This is a genomic window from Herbidospora solisilvae (genome assembly GCF_009901565.1).
Taxonomy (GTDB): Bacteria; Actinomycetota; Actinomycetes; order Streptosporangiales; family Streptosporangiaceae; genus Herbidospora; species Herbidospora solisilvae.
The window spans coordinates 332454-348590 of sequence record NZ_WXEW01000011.1 but is presented as its reverse complement, the minus strand read 5'-3'; the positions used below and the strand labels follow the sequence as shown (position 1 = coordinate 348590).

The 16137-nt window shown below is 71.0% G+C and carries 13 protein-coding genes; 5 read left to right on the top strand and 8 right to left on the bottom strand.

Annotated elements, in window-relative coordinates:
* The 6 genes from GT755_RS34305 to GT755_RS34280 all read right to left on the bottom strand — a co-directional run.
* Nucleotides 1–1718, bottom strand: a 1718-nt coding sequence (locus tag GT755_RS34305) for a type IV secretion system protein (RefSeq protein ID WP_328794720.1), incomplete at its 3' end; no start/stop codon positions are given.
* Nucleotides 1715–4189, bottom strand: coding sequence for an ATP-binding protein (locus tag GT755_RS34300; RefSeq protein WP_161483707.1), 2475 nt, complete (start codon nucleotides 4187–4189; stop codon nucleotides 1715–1717). The genes GT755_RS34305 and GT755_RS34300, both read right to left, overlap by 4 nt.
* The gene (locus GT755_RS34295; protein ID WP_161483706.1) at nucleotides 4182–6887 is read right to left on the bottom strand and encodes a TcpE family conjugal transfer membrane protein; all 2706 of its coding nucleotides are present in this window, start codon (nucleotides 6885–6887) and stop codon (nucleotides 4182–4184) included. The genes GT755_RS34300 and GT755_RS34295 overlap by 8 nt, the downstream gene beginning before the upstream one ends.
* A gap of 30 nt (nucleotides 6888–6917) precedes the next feature.
* Nucleotides 6918–7181, bottom strand: a complete 264-nt coding sequence (locus GT755_RS34290; RefSeq protein ID WP_285590460.1) for a hypothetical protein — start codon at nucleotides 7179–7181, stop codon at nucleotides 6918–6920.
* Between the two features lie 77 nt (nucleotides 7182–7258).
* On the bottom strand, nucleotides 7259–8185 hold the full coding sequence (locus GT755_RS34285) for a conjugal transfer protein (RefSeq protein WP_235967980.1): 927 nt from the start codon (nucleotides 8183–8185) through the stop codon (nucleotides 7259–7261).
* A gap of 430 nt (nucleotides 8186–8615) precedes the next feature.
* The gene (locus tag GT755_RS34280; protein WP_161483703.1) at nucleotides 8616–9023 is read right to left on the bottom strand and encodes a hypothetical protein; all 408 of its coding nucleotides are present in this window, start codon (nucleotides 9021–9023) and stop codon (nucleotides 8616–8618) included.
* Between the two features lie 128 nt (nucleotides 9024–9151).
* On the opposite strand from GT755_RS34280, the gene GT755_RS34275 reads away from it, so the two are divergent.
* The gene (locus tag GT755_RS34275) at nucleotides 9152–9886 is read left to right on the top strand and encodes an SDR family oxidoreductase (protein WP_161483702.1); all 735 of its coding nucleotides are present in this window, start codon (nucleotides 9152–9154) and stop codon (nucleotides 9884–9886) included.
* 14 nt (nucleotides 9887–9900) lie between these two features.
* On the opposite strand, the gene ychF is transcribed toward GT755_RS34275, so the two are convergent.
* Nucleotides 9901–10977: a redox-regulated ATPase YchF gene (gene ychF / locus GT755_RS34270; protein WP_161483701.1), complete on the bottom strand. Its 1077-nt coding sequence runs from the start codon at nucleotides 10975–10977 to the stop codon at nucleotides 9901–9903.
* Between the two features lie 131 nt (nucleotides 10978–11108).
* On the opposite strand from ychF, the gene GT755_RS34265 reads away from it, so the two are divergent.
* Entirely contained in the window at nucleotides 11109–12413 is a 1305-nt protein-coding gene (locus tag GT755_RS34265) for a DNA recombination protein RmuC (RefSeq protein WP_161483700.1), read from the top strand.
* A complete protein-coding gene (locus GT755_RS34260; RefSeq protein WP_161483699.1) occupies nucleotides 12410–12868 on the top strand; it encodes a DUF6542 domain-containing protein in 459 nt (152 codons plus the stop codon). The genes GT755_RS34265 and GT755_RS34260 overlap by 4 nt, the downstream gene beginning before the upstream one ends.
* Before the next feature lie 20 nt (nucleotides 12869–12888).
* Here GT755_RS34260 and GT755_RS34255 read toward each other — a convergent pair whose 3' ends face one another.
* The gene (locus GT755_RS34255; protein ID WP_161483698.1) at nucleotides 12889–13863 is read right to left on the bottom strand and encodes a 4-hydroxy-3-methylbut-2-enyl diphosphate reductase; all 975 of its coding nucleotides are present in this window, start codon (nucleotides 13861–13863) and stop codon (nucleotides 12889–12891) included.
* 98 nt (nucleotides 13864–13961) lie between these two features.
* On the opposite strand from GT755_RS34255, the gene GT755_RS34250 reads away from it, so the two are divergent.
* Together GT755_RS34250 and xseA are read left to right on the top strand one after the other, a co-directional pair.
* A complete protein-coding gene (locus GT755_RS34250; RefSeq protein WP_161483697.1) occupies nucleotides 13962–14927 on the top strand; it encodes a hypothetical protein in 966 nt (321 codons plus the stop codon).
* A 4-nt stretch (nucleotides 14928–14931) separates the two neighbouring features.
* Complete coding sequence (gene xseA / locus GT755_RS34245; RefSeq protein WP_161483696.1) at nucleotides 14932–16137, top strand: exodeoxyribonuclease VII large subunit; 1206 nt, start codon at nucleotides 14932–14934, stop codon at nucleotides 16135–16137.

The window sequence follows — 16137 nt, the reverse complement described above, 5'->3', positions numbered from 1 at the left end:
ACCCGCTTTCGGCCGGGGACGTGGCCGTGGGCGACCCCGCCCGCGGTCGGGGCGGCCCCGGCCGCGCCGCCGGTCGCACCGGCGACCGCGGCGTTGAGCATCGGCTCGGCCTTGCGCAGCCCCCAGCGGCCCACACGGGCCGCGGCGACCGGCGGCAGCGCCCCGGCGGCGCGCTGCAGGGTCGGGGCCGTGGCGGCCTCGCCGAGCACGCGGGTCGTGAACGTGGAGCCGCTGAGCGAGGAGAACAGATGCTGGAACGGCCTGCGGTAGAAGAACACCGCCAGCGTCAGCAGCGCCATGAACATGATCTGCATGCCCCACGGCAGCGGCGTGGAGATGATCAGGGCGTAGCCGTAGACCAGGACGCCGAGCACCAGGGCGAGCACGGCCTGTCTCAGCAGCGTGCCGACGAGCATCTCCACCCAGCGCATCGCGATGATGCGCCCGGTGCCGGGATGCACGCCGATCAGCAGGAAGATCGGGCCCATGATCAGCAACAGCAGGAAGCCGATCTTCAGCACCAGCAGCGACACCGCCACCAGGAAGATCAGCAATCCGGCGACCATGGCCGCGATGAACGCCCCGATCGCCACGCCGAGACGGCTGGTCCAGTCCTTGCCCTGGAGCAGGTAGAACGACGGGCTGGTGCGCAGCGGTTCGGCGACCTGCTCCTCCCAGGCGCGCTGGTGGGCGTCGCCGCCCGGCGACTGCTGGGCGGCCTGCTCGGCCCGCGTGAGGGCCTGCAGGTTGAGGGCCTTGTCGCCGTACTGCGTCACGATCGGCGAGGTCGCGTCGGCGGTGCCGAACATGCCCATCAGCCACGGCTTGCAGACCAGGGTCGACCAGAGCGCGTCGGCGTTCTGCGCCACGCCCGGTGTGCCCGGCTGCCCGTAACCGCCGGCGTTGACCGGCGGGGCGGCCGCCGGAGTGGCGGCGTCGGCGGCGTTACCCGCCGGGGTGGTGGTGGGCGGCGGCAGGCAGGACGCGCCGCCCGCGCCGGGCAGGCCCGCGAAGGCCGAGTTGACGATCTCGGTGGTCTTGTCGGTGACGGTCTTGCCGACGCCCGTCAGGTCCTGGGGACGGCTGAAGAACCAGGTCGCGACCGTGACCGCGACGACCATCCAGATGACCGCCTCGGCGGTCGTGGTGGCGCGTTTGCGCAGCAGGCCGTACCAGGCCAGCCAGATCGCCGCGATGATCACGATCGGCCGCAGGAACGGCCAGTACATCGCGTCGGCCAGGTTGGTGACGATGTCGTCGACGACGTTCTTGATGGGCAGTAGCGGGCCCTCGGTCGCGGCGGCCTCATACGTCGTGATGGTCAGCCGGTCGACCGCCTTTGCCCACGAGAAGATCGCGTTGGCCCAGGCGTTGCCGATGACGGCCGCGACGTCGGAACAGCCGAGCTCGTAGGTGTGCCAGAACTGGCCCGACATGCCGTAGGTCTCGTAGTTGGTCATCGGGGCCGTCTCGGGCGCCTTGACCGACGTGCCGGCCCCTGCTCCGAGCCCCGCGCCGGCGGCGGCGCCGGTGTCGCCCACGTCGGGCGGCGGGGGTTTGACGAGCCCGTCGACGCCCGAGCCCACCACCTCCGGCGAGAGGGCGGCGGACATGTCACAGATCCCGTCGGCGTGTGCCACCGACGACCCGACGATCACCGGCGACGCCACGAAGAACGTGACGAACACCAGCATGAGCAGGGCGACCCTGCGTTTCACGAGCGCACCTCCCGCGCGACCCCCGAACGACCCGAACCCACCTTGTCCTGCTCGATCTCATCCGGCTTGGCGTGCGTCGGATTGGTGTCGAGCCAGCGCAGCAGCTCCTCAGAGATCAGGTCGACGCCGATCCGGCCCGCCCGACCGTCGAGGTCGCGGAAGACGCACTCGCCGTTGCGCAGCGAGCGCAGCACGCCCTTGTGTTCCTCGTTCGGATCGACTCCCAGGAGCTCCAGTACGTGCTCCACCTCGACCCGTTCGGTCGAGCGGAAGGCGAACACCGAGGAAAGGCAGTTGGTGACCTGCTCGTTCAGCAGGTCGCCCGCGTTCTGGGACACCAGCACGAGTGCGGTGTTGCGCGACCGTCCCATGCGGGACACCTCGGGCACCAGCTTGGCGCCCTCGGGCGTGGACGTGATCGCCCACGCCTCGTCCAGGAAGATCGCTTTGGGGGTACGTCTGTCGAGCCCGTTCATGAGCCGCCGGGCGAACTGCGAGACCAGGTAGAGCAGGGCGACCGACAGCCGCTGCTCGTACGAGTAGTCATCGCGTCCCGTCGCCGCGTCGGGCAGCGTGAGGCCGCCGAGGGTGAACACAGTGGTCCATCCCTCGGTGTCGATCTGGTCGCCGCCGGAGGGGTCGAAACAGAGCCGAGCGAGGTGCATTTCGGACATCGACCGCAGGACCGCGCCCAGGTTCTTGGACGCGGCGTCCTCCGCCCGGTCGAGGTGGTCGATGACCTTCCCGAGCGAGGGGTCGGGCTCGTTGGCGACCGCCGCGACGGCCTGCACCATCGCCGACTCGCGCTCCTCCGACATGCGCGGCAGGAGCAGCCGCAGCGTCTCCGTGGCCATCGTCTTCTTCGCGGCCAGGTCGTCGCCGAAGGAGAACGGGTCGAGCAGGCCCGGCGCGGCCGAGCCGAGGGGGATCGTGCGGGCCTGCCGTCCGCGCCGCCGCAGGAGCTGCACCAGCGACTCGGCGTCGCCCTTCGGGTCGATGACCGCGACGGTGACCCCGCGCAGCGCCATCTGGTAGATCAGCAGCAGCGCCAGCGTGGTCTTGCCGCCGCCGGGCTCCCCGGTGATCGCGATGGCCGTCGGCCGGTTCTTGGTCGCCGCCACCAGCGGGTCGAAGTGCACGATGGAGCGTGCCCGCCCGAGCGTCTCGCCGATGTAGGGCCCCAGCCACCCCGCCTCGTCGGCCCGGTCACCCAGGTCGACCGTGGCGGTCGCCATGCCGCCCGCGATGGTGCGCAGGGGCTGCCGCTGGGCGTAGGCGTTCACCCTGACCTTCTCGCCCGGCAGCGCCTCGCAGAACAGCGAGAACTGGTCGCCGGTCGAGTTGACGACGTCGATGCCCATGTCGCGGTAGTGCTCGATGACCGCCTCGACCCGCTGGACGCACATCTCCTCGGTCGGCGCGCTCACGCTCATGCGGTGCCAGCCGTAGACGAACGGCAGGCGTTCCTTGGTGATGCCGTGTTCGAGCATGCGGGCGGCGTCGATCTGCTCGGCCAGCGCCAGCGGCGCCTCGGCGCCCGCCTCGCGGATGTGGATGTCCATGTCGCGCGCGTGGGCCAGCTTCCTGGCGACGTCTCGGGAGGCGCGTACGGGAGGGATGAGCCGCATCCGGGAGGAGATCTCGACCGGGAAGGGGAGCTGGTCGCTGAAGTGCATCCAGGGCTCGCCGTCGGGGAACGGCATCAGGTCGGGGAACCGGGCGAACGACAGGTGGGCGACGTAGGAGTCACCGCCGGGCTGCTCGATCCGGAGCAGCGACCTGCCGTTGTGGATCTGCCCCTCGACCAGGGCCTCGATCTCGCCCCGGCCCCACCTGCGCCGCTTCGACGCCGACGCCGGCGGGTCGCCCAGCGCGCCGGTCGCGGCGTGCTGGAACAACCAGGCGACCTCGACGGAGGTGGCGTGCCGCGCGTAGAGCGAACCGGAGGCGAGCGCGCGGCCGAGCCGTTCGGCCGAATCGGTCCATTTCGCCACCTCCTTCTCCGGCACGTGGTCGTCTTCGAGGCCCAGGTTCTTCTCGGCCTTCTGGTAGAAGCCGAAGAGCTGCGCGAGCACGCCCTCGCCGAGCTGCGCGCCGCGCGGCCCGAGCCGGACCCCGAGATAGACCTCCTTGGACCAGAAGTCCTTGGCCCAGACGTGGCGGTACATCTCTTCGAGGTAGTCGCGCCAGCCCGGACCCTCGTCGGAGGTGGCGTTGAGGGCCATCGCCCACTCGGCCGCCGGGTAGGTGCGGTGGGCGACCCGCAGGTGCACCTCGGCGTCGGTCATCCTGATCGCGGCCAGCGCGATCGTGATGTTGTTGGCGAGCGCCTCGCGCTCCTCGGGCGTGATGAACTCGTAGCTCACCGTGGGCAGGCGGAAGTAGGCCCAGGCGGCGGAGTCGGTGAGGAGGATCCGGTCGTCGAAGTACCGGACCGCCAAGCGACTGCGCGCCCGCGACGCCCTAGCCAACGAAGCTCTCCCCTCTCGCCGTGGTCAACCCGCTCGCGACAACCCCGGCAAGGGCAACGTACGCCCTGCGGCCGCCGCTGCGAAGGTCATTGAGGTCGACTTGTCCTGGTTCGGCCAGCTCGTCTTCCCACGGGACCCTCACGATCGCCCTGCACCTTCCGCGCGCGACCGTCTCGGCCCGTTCGACATCGGCCATGCTCCTTCGCGACACACCGTTGATGACGACGACGGCCCTGCGCCGGAGGTCCGCGCAGCCGTGCCCGTCGAGCCAGTCGTAGGTCATGGCGACCGAGTCGGGGGCGTCGGCGCTGGCCGGGGCGACCAGCACGAGCTGGTCGGCGTAGGGCAGCAGCCGCGCCGCGAGCGCGGCGGCCGGGTCCATGAGGATGATCCGGTACTGCTGGTCGAGCAGCCGCATCGCGCGGGCGATGCGCTGGTCGGAGAACCAGCCCCGGTCGCCGATGCGCTGCTCGGCGCCCGGGTCGACGTCGGCGGCGAGCACGTCGAGCCCGGAGTCGCTCCGGGTGGTGTAGTCGCGCACGCGGGTCCCGACGCCGTCGACGGCCGTGAGGAAGGAACTGAGCGTCTCGGGCGTCTCGGGGCTGATGCGCCCGGTGAGCCCGTCGCCGCCCGAGTTGGCGTCGACGGCGACGACCCCGTCCTCCCTGAGCCGGGCCAGCGAGTGGCCGAGGAGCAGCGTGGTCGTCGTCTGCCCCGCCCCGCCGGTGCAGCCCAGCACGACGATGCGCCGGCTGCCGTTGATGGTCGTGCGGGCGCGGTCTTCGTCGTTGTCGCCGTCGGACCCGGCGACCACCTGCGACACCCGCCGCCACGTCGCCTCGGAGCCCCGCTCGGCCGGGATGAACGGCGCGGGGGGCTGCCCCTTCCGCAACCGCTCCTTCTGCCAGTCGACCGCGGGCGCGGGCGCCTCCGGCTCGACCGCCGAGTCGGCGGACGCCGCCAGCCTCCGCAACCTCCGCAACGCGTCGGGCCGTATCGGCGGCGAGGAGATCTCCTCATCCGGAGTCCCGGCGGCGGGACCTTCGGCGGCGGGGCTTTCGGCGGCGGGCGCCGGCACCTGATGGTCGGCGACCTCACCCACAGGCTCGGCCGCACGGCGCTCGACCACCGGCTCGGACTCCACCCGCGCCGGCGGCACGGCCACCTCGGGCTCGGCCGCGGCATGTCTGCCCACACGTCCCGAAGGGGGCTCCTCCCTGGCCACCTCACCCGCGGAGTGCCGGGCTCCCCGCGCCGACTCCACCGGGGTCTCGTCCGGTACGGACTGGGGCACGGCCGGCTCGCCCATCTCGGACCCAGCGGCCTCGACCGGCTCGGCCTCGGCCACCGGCGACCACGAGAACTGAGGCGACGCCGTCTCCGCCCGCGAAGGCCGGGCGCCGGGCTCCGGAGCCGAGGACACGGGAACGTCGGCACCCTGCGGCCCGACGCCCGGGACCGGACTCGCGGGCGCGTCAGGGGCCTGCGCCCGGTGCACCTCCGCGGCTTCCGGCCGGTTGTCCGGAACGGCACCCGCAGGCGGCTGAGAAGCGTTGGCCTCGCTCACCGGAACAGGACGGGCAGGCGCATCCTGCGATCCGCTCAGGTGGGAGGACACGCCGGGCGCATCAGTCTCGCGGTAGGAACCCGACCACACGGGCACGCCGGAGGGCTGCGGCGAACCCGCCTCCGCCTCACCGTCGGGAACCGGCCACACGGGCACATCGGAGGGCTGCGGCGAGCGCGCCTCGGCCTCGGCTTTGCCGGAAACCTGCGGGCGCACCGGCCCACGGGGCGTCTCGGGGCGACCCGCGCCCTCGGCGGCCATGGGCATGTCGGACGGCCGGGGGCGGTGCTCCGTGGGCACGCCCGCGTCTTCGGGCCGGGCCGGGCCGCCCGGGACCAGGCGCATGGGCACCGTGGGGGTCTGCGGCCGGTCTCCGCGTGTGGGCTCGGGGGTCTTCGGCTTGTCGGAGGGGTGGGCGAGGAGGGCCGGGCGCAGCGGGTTGGCGGCGAGGGGGCGGGAGCGGTCCTTCGCCGGGCCGGCGGGCTCGCCCACCGGGCGGATCAGGCGCGGGGGCTGGCCGAACGTCGCCGGGCGGCGGCCCTCGGGGCGGGCGGTCTGCTTGTCGTCCGGGTGGCCGATCAACCCGTGGGCCGGTTCGGGGGCCGCCTGGGCCGTCGCCGTGGTGGTCAGCGGGGGCTTCACGCGTACCGGGATCTCCTCGACCACCGGCGCGGCGGCCGCGGCGGCGGCCGCCACCGCGGGACGGACCGTCGCGCGCTGGGGCTCGGGGGCGCGCTTGGGCTTCTTGACCCGCACGCGCTCGGTGCTGGCCCGCCACACCTTGGCCTGGAAGTCGATCACATCGGGCTCACCCGAGGGCGCCAGGCGGCACCACGTCTTGGGCTCGGAGAAGTAGCGGGTCTGCGACTGGAGGAGTTCGGTCAGCCGCTTGCCCTCGATCACAGGACGAGTCGACAGCCATGTAACGATCCCGGGCGGAACCAGATAGATCACATGCCAGGGCGCGTCGAAGGGCAAACCGACCACTTGGAGGAGGACCCACCAGAAGGCGGAGACGCCGACGAAGACACCGATCCAGACGATGGGCAACGGCATGGGCAGCCGGAGATCGTAAAGCTTGTAAAGCCGCTTCTCAATTCGCCAGATATTGGTGTATGTAGGCAGATCCACCCGAATCCTCCTCTCCGCGCGTGCCAAAGGTCACTGGATGCCGAGCGCCCCCGCGATCGCCTTGGCCGTCACCTCGATGATGTTCGGCACATAGAAGATCACACCGATGGCGATCGCCAGGATGATGAACTGGACGAACCGCGTGATCTCTCTGGTGAAGAGGAAGAACAGCGCCACGACCGACACGATCACCAAGAACAACGGCGCGAAGAAACGGCGCAGGAAGTCGGCCAGGCCTTCGGTGTTGAGCCCGGTACCCGATCCCGGCGCGGGGGACGGCGCCAGCGCGGTCACGGTCTCGACAATCGTTTGGAGAATCAATTCTCGCCCTCCCGGGGGTGTGGATCAGCGATGTCGTGGTCGTTCATGCGCTACCCCACGGACCGGCTCGCGCCCTGGACCTGCCGGACGAGCCACTTGTCGCCCTGCTTCTCCATGGTGAGCTGGTAGGCCTGCTCCAGCAGCGCGGGCTGCGCGGCCGGATCGGCTGGGTCGTCGGTCGGCACCGCGGCGGCGTCGGCCGCCGTGATGGACCAGGTGACCGTCACGGTGACATCGCGGCCGGTCTCCCCGCCGAGCGGCGCGACCACGCTGTTGAGCTGGGCCAGGGTGAACTGCCCGCCGAGGCCCTCGATCGTCGCGCCGTCGGCGGCGTAGAGCTTCAGCTCGGCGGCGTTGCCGGAGGCGTAGGCCCGGAAGAACCCTTCGAGCGTCTGGCGCAGCTGGTCTTCGAGGTTGGCGTCGCGGTCGGGGCCCGCGATGGCCGGCAGCCCGGCCGCGCCCCCGGAGGGCAGCAGGGCGGGCAGGCCGGACACGACGAACCGGCCGTCGGCCTGGTAGATCGGCACCGACAACAACCAGCGCCGCGCGCCCGACTGGAAACTGACCTGCACCCGCGCGTTGTTCGCGTCGGCGACCTCGATCGAATGGAATTGAATGGCGCCGGCCGCCATGCGCCCGAACCCATTCCAGCCGAATCGCCTTTCGACGCCGTCGGCGAGAAAATCGGTGAGGCGGGTGTCGCGCTGTTCTGGATTCGTTGCGTCGAAATTCAGATAAACGGCGGCGAACTGATTCGCGAACGCCGCTCCCTGTTGCACGGGGAAACCGGAATCGGCCGGTGCGGACGGTGCTCCGGTGGCGCCCTGATTCGACGTGAAACGCTCGAACGGCGCCCTGACCCCGTTGACGACGATCACCACGATGAGCGCCCAGAGCACGACCCGGCCGGTCCAGACGAGCCAGCGGCCCCCGCCGCCGCTCCAGCCCCTGCGCCGCATCGGCTCCCGCTCAGACAACGGCGGATCCGCAGGAGGGTACGACTCTGGGTCGCCAGCGATCCGAGGATCCTGCTGGACGGTTGACCTGCGAGCCATCACGCCTCCGCTCGCGCCGATCCCCCCGGCTGGCGCGGTGTCGTCTTACTCTCGATCCGGTTATCCATGTTGAAGTAATCACCTTAGCGGCCTCGCCAATTGTTCCAGGAAAGCCACGCCCATGCTGCAGGCATCGCCGTAACCGGCCAAACCGAGTGTGCATGACACTGAGAGTGCCCGTACCGGCATGGATGACTACATAACGACGTTTGCGCAGGCCACCGCGGCAAAATGTAACCGTCGAGCCATCAGGAGGTAACCAAAGGGCTCTGACACTCAGTCCGGCCTTCCGCACTCGTAGTGGAAACCCGCCGCGTGATCATCCTAGTGCCGGGGCCGCCGGCCGGCGCTCCTAAGACGTGCGGTGATGTCGCCAGGCGACGTACAGGAGGGTCAGGGCGAGCACCCATTCGAGGCCGAGGCCGGTGCCCACCCCCACGGCGTCGCGGACCGAGAAGTGGTCGAAGTGGCGGACGTGGAACAGGAAGTGCGTGCCCGCGTAGACGACGTAACCGGTCAGTGCCGACACGACCACCCTGCGGTCCATCACCCGCGCGGCGTAGAAGAGCATGGCGGTCAGCGCGAGCCCGAGCCCGCCGACGTCGGAGAGCAGGTGCTCGTTGTACGGCGGGTCGAGGCGCACCGTCGGGAAGTCGTCGTAGAAGGAGCGCGGGAAGACGTACTGCCAGACCGAGACGAGGGTCTGCAGGGCGGCCAGGGCGAGCAGCCCGGCACGCAGCCGTTTGGCGGTGGAGTTCACGCACAGACGACCTCCCGGGGGGCTCCGTTCGTGACACGGCCGAATGTGAGCCTCATCACGGGCGCGCGATGTCACGAAGCCGCGCCCGTCCCCCGTCACCCTTTCCGAAAGCGAGGAGAGGAGTGGTCATGAAGATCGCGGTGGCAGGTGGAACCGGCGTGGTCGGGCGGTACGTCGTGGAGGCCCTGCGGGCGCGGGGGTACGAACCCGCGGTGCTCTCGCGGGCGACGGGGGTCGACGTGACGAGCGGGGCGGGACTCGACGCCGCGCTGGTGGGGGCCGAGACGGTCGTCGACGTCAGCAACGTCACCACGACCAGCAAGTCGGCGGCGGTGACCTTCTTCGACAGGGCGGGCCGCAACCTCGCGGCCGCCGCCGGGCGGGCCGGGGTGCGCCACCTCGTCACTTTGTCGATCGTGGGCGTCGACCGGGTCAGGCTCGGCTACTACGCGGGCAAGCTGCGGCAGGAGGCGATCGTCAAGGAGGGGGCGGTGCCGTGGACCATCCTGCGGGCCACCCAGTTCCACGAGTTCGCCGGCCAGGTGCTGGGCGGGATCCCCGGCCCGGTCGCGCTGGTCCCGAGCGGACGGGTGCAGCCCGTCGCGGCCCGCGAGGTGGGCGAGGCGCTCGCGGACCTCGCCCTCGGGGAGCCGCGGCGGATGGCCCCCGAACTGGCGGGCCCGAAGGTCGAGTCGCTGCCCGACATGGCCCGCCGTCTCATCGCGGCGGGCGGGGCGCGCAGACGACCGGTCGTGCCGGTCTACTTCCCCGGCGGGATGAGCGCCGGGGGCCTGCTGCCGAGCGGTCCCGGGCCTCGTGGCGCCCAGACCTTCGACGAGTGGCTGGCCACTCCGAAGGCGTAACGGAAGAAGGGTTTTCAGACGTTGAAGCGGAACTCGACGACGTCGCCGTCGCGCATCACGTAGTCCTTGCCCTCGATGCGGGCCTTGCCGACCGCGCGGGCGGCGGCGACCGAGCCGGCCTCGATGAGGTCGGCGAAGGAGATGACCTCGGCCTTGATGAAGCCGCGCTGGAAGTCGGTGTGGATGACGCCGGCGGCCTCGGGGGCGGTGGCGCCCTTCTTGATGGTCCAGGCCCGGGTCTCCTTGGGGCCGGCCGTCAGGTAGGTCTGCAGGCCGAGGGTCTCGAAGCCGACCCGCGCGAGCTGGGACAGGCCCGACTCCGACTGGCCGACCGACTGGAGCAGCTCCAGGGCCTCCTCGTCGGACAGCTCGACGAGCTCCGACTCGATCTTCGCGTCGAGGAAGACGGCCTCGGCGGGGGCCACGATGGCCGACAGGCGGGCGCGGAGCTCCTCGTCGACGAGTTCGTCGGCGTCGAGGTTGAAGACGTAGAGGAACGGCTTGGCCGTCAGCAGGTGGAGCTCGCGCAGGTCGGTGAGGTCGGTGCCGGCGGCGTAGAGGGTGGTGCCCCCGTCGAGGACCTTCATGGCGGCCTCGGCGGCCTCCAGGGTGGCCTTGCGGTCCTTGTTGGTGCGGGCCTCCTTCTGGAGCCGCGGGATCGCCTTCTCGATGGTCTGCATGTCGGCGAGGATCAGCTCGGTGTTGATCGTCTCGATGTCGCGGCCGGGCTCGACGCCGCCGTCGACGTGGGTCACGTCGGGGTCGCTGAACACCCGGATGACCTGGCAGATCGCGTCGGTCTCGCGGATGTTGGCGAGGAACTGGTTGCCCCGGCCCTGGCCCTCTGAGGCGCCCTTCACCAGGCCCGCGATGTCGACGAACTCGACCTTGGCCGGGAGGATCTTCGCCGAGTCGTAGATCTCGGCGAGCTTGGCGAGCCGGTCGTCGGGCACCCCGACGATGCCCACGTTGGGCTCGATCGTGGCGAACGGATAGTTGGCCGCGAGGGCGTTGGCGCTCTTGGTCAGCGCGTTGAAGAGGGTGCTCTTGCCGACGTTGGGGAGGCCGACGATCCCGATGCTCAGGCTCACGGAATTCGAGTCTATTGGAATCCGGAACGCCGCTCGTCAAACCCCATCGTGGGCAAACTCTGGGTCGTGGCGGGGTATGCGGAGGGCGAGCCTCCCTCTTCTGCCGGGAAAAGCCTGGGATCATCCAGGACGTGGATGTCCTGGCTCTCGCTCTCCAACTGCTGGTGGGCCTGGCGGCCGGGCTCGCCATCGGGTTCGTCGTCGGGCGCGCCCGATCGGCGCGCGCGAACGCCGAGGCCGCCGTCAAGCTCGCCGACGCCGAAGCGCGCGCCCGGGCGGCCGAAGAGAAGGTGACGTACGTCGAGGAGCAGCTCGCCGAGCGTTTCCAGGCGCTGTCGGCCCGCGCGCTCGACGTCAACAACCTGAGGTTCCTCGAACTCGCCGAGAACCGCCTGAACACGACCAGGGCGGAGGCGGCCGGAGACCTCGACCTGCGCCGCGAGGCCGTGGAGAACCTGGTCGGGCCGTTACGCGAGACCCTCGCGAAGCTGGAGGAACAGCTCCGCGAGAGCGAGTCGGGGGCGCGGGTGGCCCGCGCCGAGCTGGCCCAGCAGATGGAGTTCGTCCGGCACAGCTCCGAGCAGCTCAAGTCGCAGACCTCGGCGCTGGTCCGGGCGCTGCGGCGGCCCGAGGCGCGGGGGCGGTGGGGTGAGCTGCAACTGCGCCGGGTGGCCGAGATCGCCGGCATGGCCCGCTTCTGCGACTTCGACGAGCAGGTCACCGCGACCACCCCCGACGGGCCGGTCCGGCCCGACATGATCGTCCGGTTGAGCGGCGGCAAGAACATCGTCGTCGACTCGAAGGTGTCGCTGGCGGCCTATCTGGAGGCCTCCGAGGCGGGCGACCCCGACCTGGCCGGGGCCCGGCTCGACGCGCACGCCCGCCACCTGCGCGACCACGTCGACCGGCTGGCGGCCAAGACCTACTGGCAGGCGTTCAGTCCCGCGCCCGAGTTCATGGTGCTGTTCATCCCGGGCGAGGCGTTCCTGGCCCCGGCGCTGGAGCGGGACCCCTCGCTGCTCGAATACGCGATGAACCGGCGGGTCCACATCGCGACCCCCACCACGTTGATCACGATGCTGCGCACCGCGAGCTACGCCTGGCAGCAGGCGGCGCTGAGCGAGAACGCCAAGGCCGTGTTCGACCTCGGCAAGGAGTTGTACGACCGGCTCGGCAGTCTCGGACGGCAGGTCGACGGTCTGGGAAGATCATTGGCACGGGCCGTGGCGGCGTACAACAGGACGGTCGGCTCTCTTGAGAGCCGCGTGCTGGTGAGCGCCCGCAAGATGACCGACCTCGGCCTGGTCGACACCCTTCTGCCGGCCCCGCAGCCGGTCGAGGAGTCACCACGGTCGTTGTCGATGCCCGAACTCGTCGGGGACGACACCGGATATGACGGTAGCTTGAGCCACCAGGGAGGGGGGCCGGAGAGATGAAGGTGACCGCGCGCGGCGCCATCACGCTGTTGTTCTTCGTCTGTCTGCTCGGACAGTTCACCCTCCCGGGGCCGTTCTTCCTCGTGGGGGCGCTGGCGGCCGTCTGGCTGGTGAACCCGCGCGACCTGCTGACCCTGGTGGTGTCCCCACCCCTGGTCTTCTTCGTGTCGGCCCTCCTCGTGGAGGGCCTGGGTTCGGGGGGCTCCCTCCAGTCGTTCGGCCTGGGCATGTTCACCACCCTGTCGGCGGCGGCGCCGTGGTTGTTCGCCGGATCGGCGCTGGCACTGGGCCTGGCCTGGTATCGGGGGCTGCCGCAGAGCGTGCGGGCGACGCGGGAGGACATGAAGACCCGGGTGCCGGAGCCCCGGAAGAGCAAGGAGTTCGACGCCGAGCCCGAGGGCTACTTCGAGCCCAGGGTCTACGGAACCGCGAAGGAGGAGCGCCCCCAGGCCTGAGACGGCCCGGGGGCGGTGCGTCAGGCCCGCAGGTCCTTGCGGAGCTCGTGGGGCAGCGCGAAGCGCATCTTCTCGGTCACCGACTCGATCTCCTCGACGTCGCCGAAGCCGTGGGCGGCGAGCTTGGCCAGCACGCCCTCGACCAGGACCTCCGGCACGGAGGCGCCGCTCGTCACGCCGACCGTCGTGACGCCGTCGAGCCACGCCGGGTCGACGAACGTGGCGTCGTCGACGAGGTAGGAGGCGTCGGCGCCGTAGTCGAGGGCCACCTCGACCAGGCGCTTGGAGTTGGACGAGTTCGACGACCCGACCACGATCACGAGCTGCGCCTCGGCGGCGATCTCCTTGACCGCCGTCTGGCGGTTGGACGTCGCGTAGCAGATGTCGTCGCTGGGCGGGTCGATCAGGTCGGGGAAGCGGTTCTTGAGGCGGGTGACCGTCTCGGTGGTCTCGTCGACCGAGAGGGTGGTCTGCGACAACCACACGACCTTCGACGGGTCGCGCACCTCGACGGTCTCGACGCCGTCGAGGCCGTCGACCAGGCGGACGTGGTCGGGCGCCTCGCCGGCCGTGCCCTCGACCTCTTCGTGGCCCTCGTGGCCGATCAGCAGGATGTCGTAGTCTTGCGCGGCGAAGCGCTTGGCCTCGTTGTGGACCTTGGTGACCAGCGGGCAGGTGGCGTCGATGGTCTTCAGGCTGCGCTGGGCGGCCTCCTGGTGGACCGCCGGGGAGACGCCGTGGGCCGAGAACACGACGATGGCCCCTTCGGGGACCTCTTCGGTCTCGTCGACGAAGATGGCGCCGCGCTCTTCGAGGGTCTTGACGACGAAGGTGTTGTGGACGATCTGCTTACGGACGTAGATCGGCGCGCCGTACTGCGCCAATGCCCGCTCCACGGCCTCCACCGCCCGGTCGACGCCGGCGCAGTAACCGCGCGGCTTCGCCACCAGGACACGACGGCGATCTGTAATGGTCGCGGGGGTCTGTGACGTCATGGTCTCATGCTACGTGGATGGTCTGCAGTGGCTTGACCACCGCCCGCGCCAGTCTTGCCAGACTGAGACTTCAACGGAATATCTCCTGGGAGATGCCCATGTCCCTCTTGCGTACGTTCACCAAGCCCATTCGCGAGGTCTATAACAACCGTGACGAGATCACACAGAAGGTGAAAGACCTGCCCATGCTGGCGCTCCAGGGCGCGCTGAGCGGCGTGGGTCAGGCGCTCCTCCTGGGCGACCGGGTCCGCACCACCCTGAAGCGCGTCACCGGCAACGCCCCGGCCGAAGAGGCCCCTGCCGACCCCTCCCGCCCCGGCGTGAAGTCGGTATCCGACATCGTCGTCGAGGAAGAGGAGAAGAAGAAGCCGCGCCGCGAGCCGGTCATCTTCGCTCCCCGTCCGGCCGCCTCGGACCGGCCCGAACCGGTGATCTTCCAGCCGGGGGGTAGCGCCCCCAAGGGCGACCGCCTGGTCGCCTCGGGCGCCAAGGCAGAGGAGAACCCCGTGAGCGAAGCCGACAAGCCGCTTCCCCACACCGCGACCGACCCCGCCCCCGCGGCCCCGGAACCGGCGAAGACCGAGGACACCGAAGAGAAGGTCGCCGAGACCGCCGACCACGAGGCGACCACCCCCGCCGCCACTCCCGAGGCCACCGAGAAGGCCAAGGAGAAGCAGGAGGAGGAGCCCACCCCCGTCGCCGCCGAGCCGCAGGGCCAGAAGACCACCGAGCCGTCCTCCGACCCCGCGCTGGCCGCCGAGCCCGCCGTCCCCTCGAAGATCCCGCCGGCGCCCAAGCCGGCGAAGAAGACCCCGGGCGAGCCGGTCACCGACACGGCCGTGCCCGAGGTCGCCCCGGGTCACACCGAGGAGGCCCCGGCCCACGACCTGCCCGCCGAGCCCATCCCCGGCTACGCCGACCTGACCTTCGCCTCCCTCCGGGCGCGCATGCGCGGCCGGTCGAAGGAGGAGATCCAGAGCTGGATCGACTACGAGAAGGCGAGCACGGCGCGCCCGGAGGTGCTCCGGATGTTCGAGAACCGGCTGGCCAAGCTGGAAAACTGAGCGGGTGAGCGCGAAGACCTCCCCCGAAGCGCCCCTGCCGGTCAGGTCGGTGCTGCAGATGGTCGCCCAGTGGATCGGGAAGCTCGGCACGGTCTGGGTCGAAGGCCAGATCACCGAGCTGACCGCCCGGGGCGGCACGGTGTTCATGACCCTGCGCGACCCGGTCGCGAACGTGTCGGCCCGGGTGACGTGCGCCCGGAACGTCTACGAGTCGAGTCTCCCGCGCCCGGTCGACGGCGCGCGGGTGGTGGTGCACGTCAAGGCCGACTTCTGGGTCAACCGGGGGTCGTTCGCGTTCACCGCCATGGAGATCCGGCCCGTCGGGGTCGGCGAGCTGCTGGCCCGGCTGGAGCGGCTGCGGCAGGTGCTGGCGGCCGAGGGGTTGTTCAACAACGACCGCAAGCGCCGGTTGCCGTTCCTGCCGGGGACCGTCGGGCTGATCTGCGGGCGCGACTCGGCGGCCGAGCGCGACGTGCTGGAGAACGCGCGGCGCCGGTGGCCGGCCGTCCGGTTCAAGGTCGAGCAGGTGGCGGTGCAGGGCGGGCTGGCGGTCGCCGAGGTGACCGACGCGCTGCACCGGCTCGACGCCGACCGCGAGGTCGACGTCATCATCGTGGCCCGGGGCGGCGGGTCGCTGGAGGACCTGCTGCCGTTCTCCGACGAGTCGCTGGTCAGGGCGGTCGCGGCGTGCCGCACCCCCGTGGTCAGCGCCATCGGGCACGAGCAGGACTCGCCGCTGCTCGACCTGGTGGCCGACCTGCGGGCGTCCACCCCCACCGACGCCGCCAAGAAGGTGGTGCCCGACGTGGGCGAGCAGCTCGCGCTGGTCCACCAGTTGCGCGACCGCGGCAGGCGGGTCATGGGGGGCTGGCTGGAGCGGGAGCTCGCGTGGGTCAACTCGGTGCGGTCGCGGCCGTCGCTCGCCGATCCCGTACGCGAGATCGAACGCCGCGCCGAACAGGTCGACCAGCTCAGAGACCGGGCCCGGCGGGTGCTCGACCATTCGCTCCACCGCAGCTCCGACGGCCTGGAGCACCTCAGGGCGCGGCTGGTGGCCCTCTCCCCCGCCGCGACCCTCGAACGGGGCTACGCGATCGTGCAGAAGCCCTCGGGCGAGGTGGTCAGGAAGGCCGCCGAACTCACCGAGGGCGAGGCGCTGACCGTCAGGTTCCCCGACGATCGGGTCGGGGTCGAGGTCACCGGCCTTTAG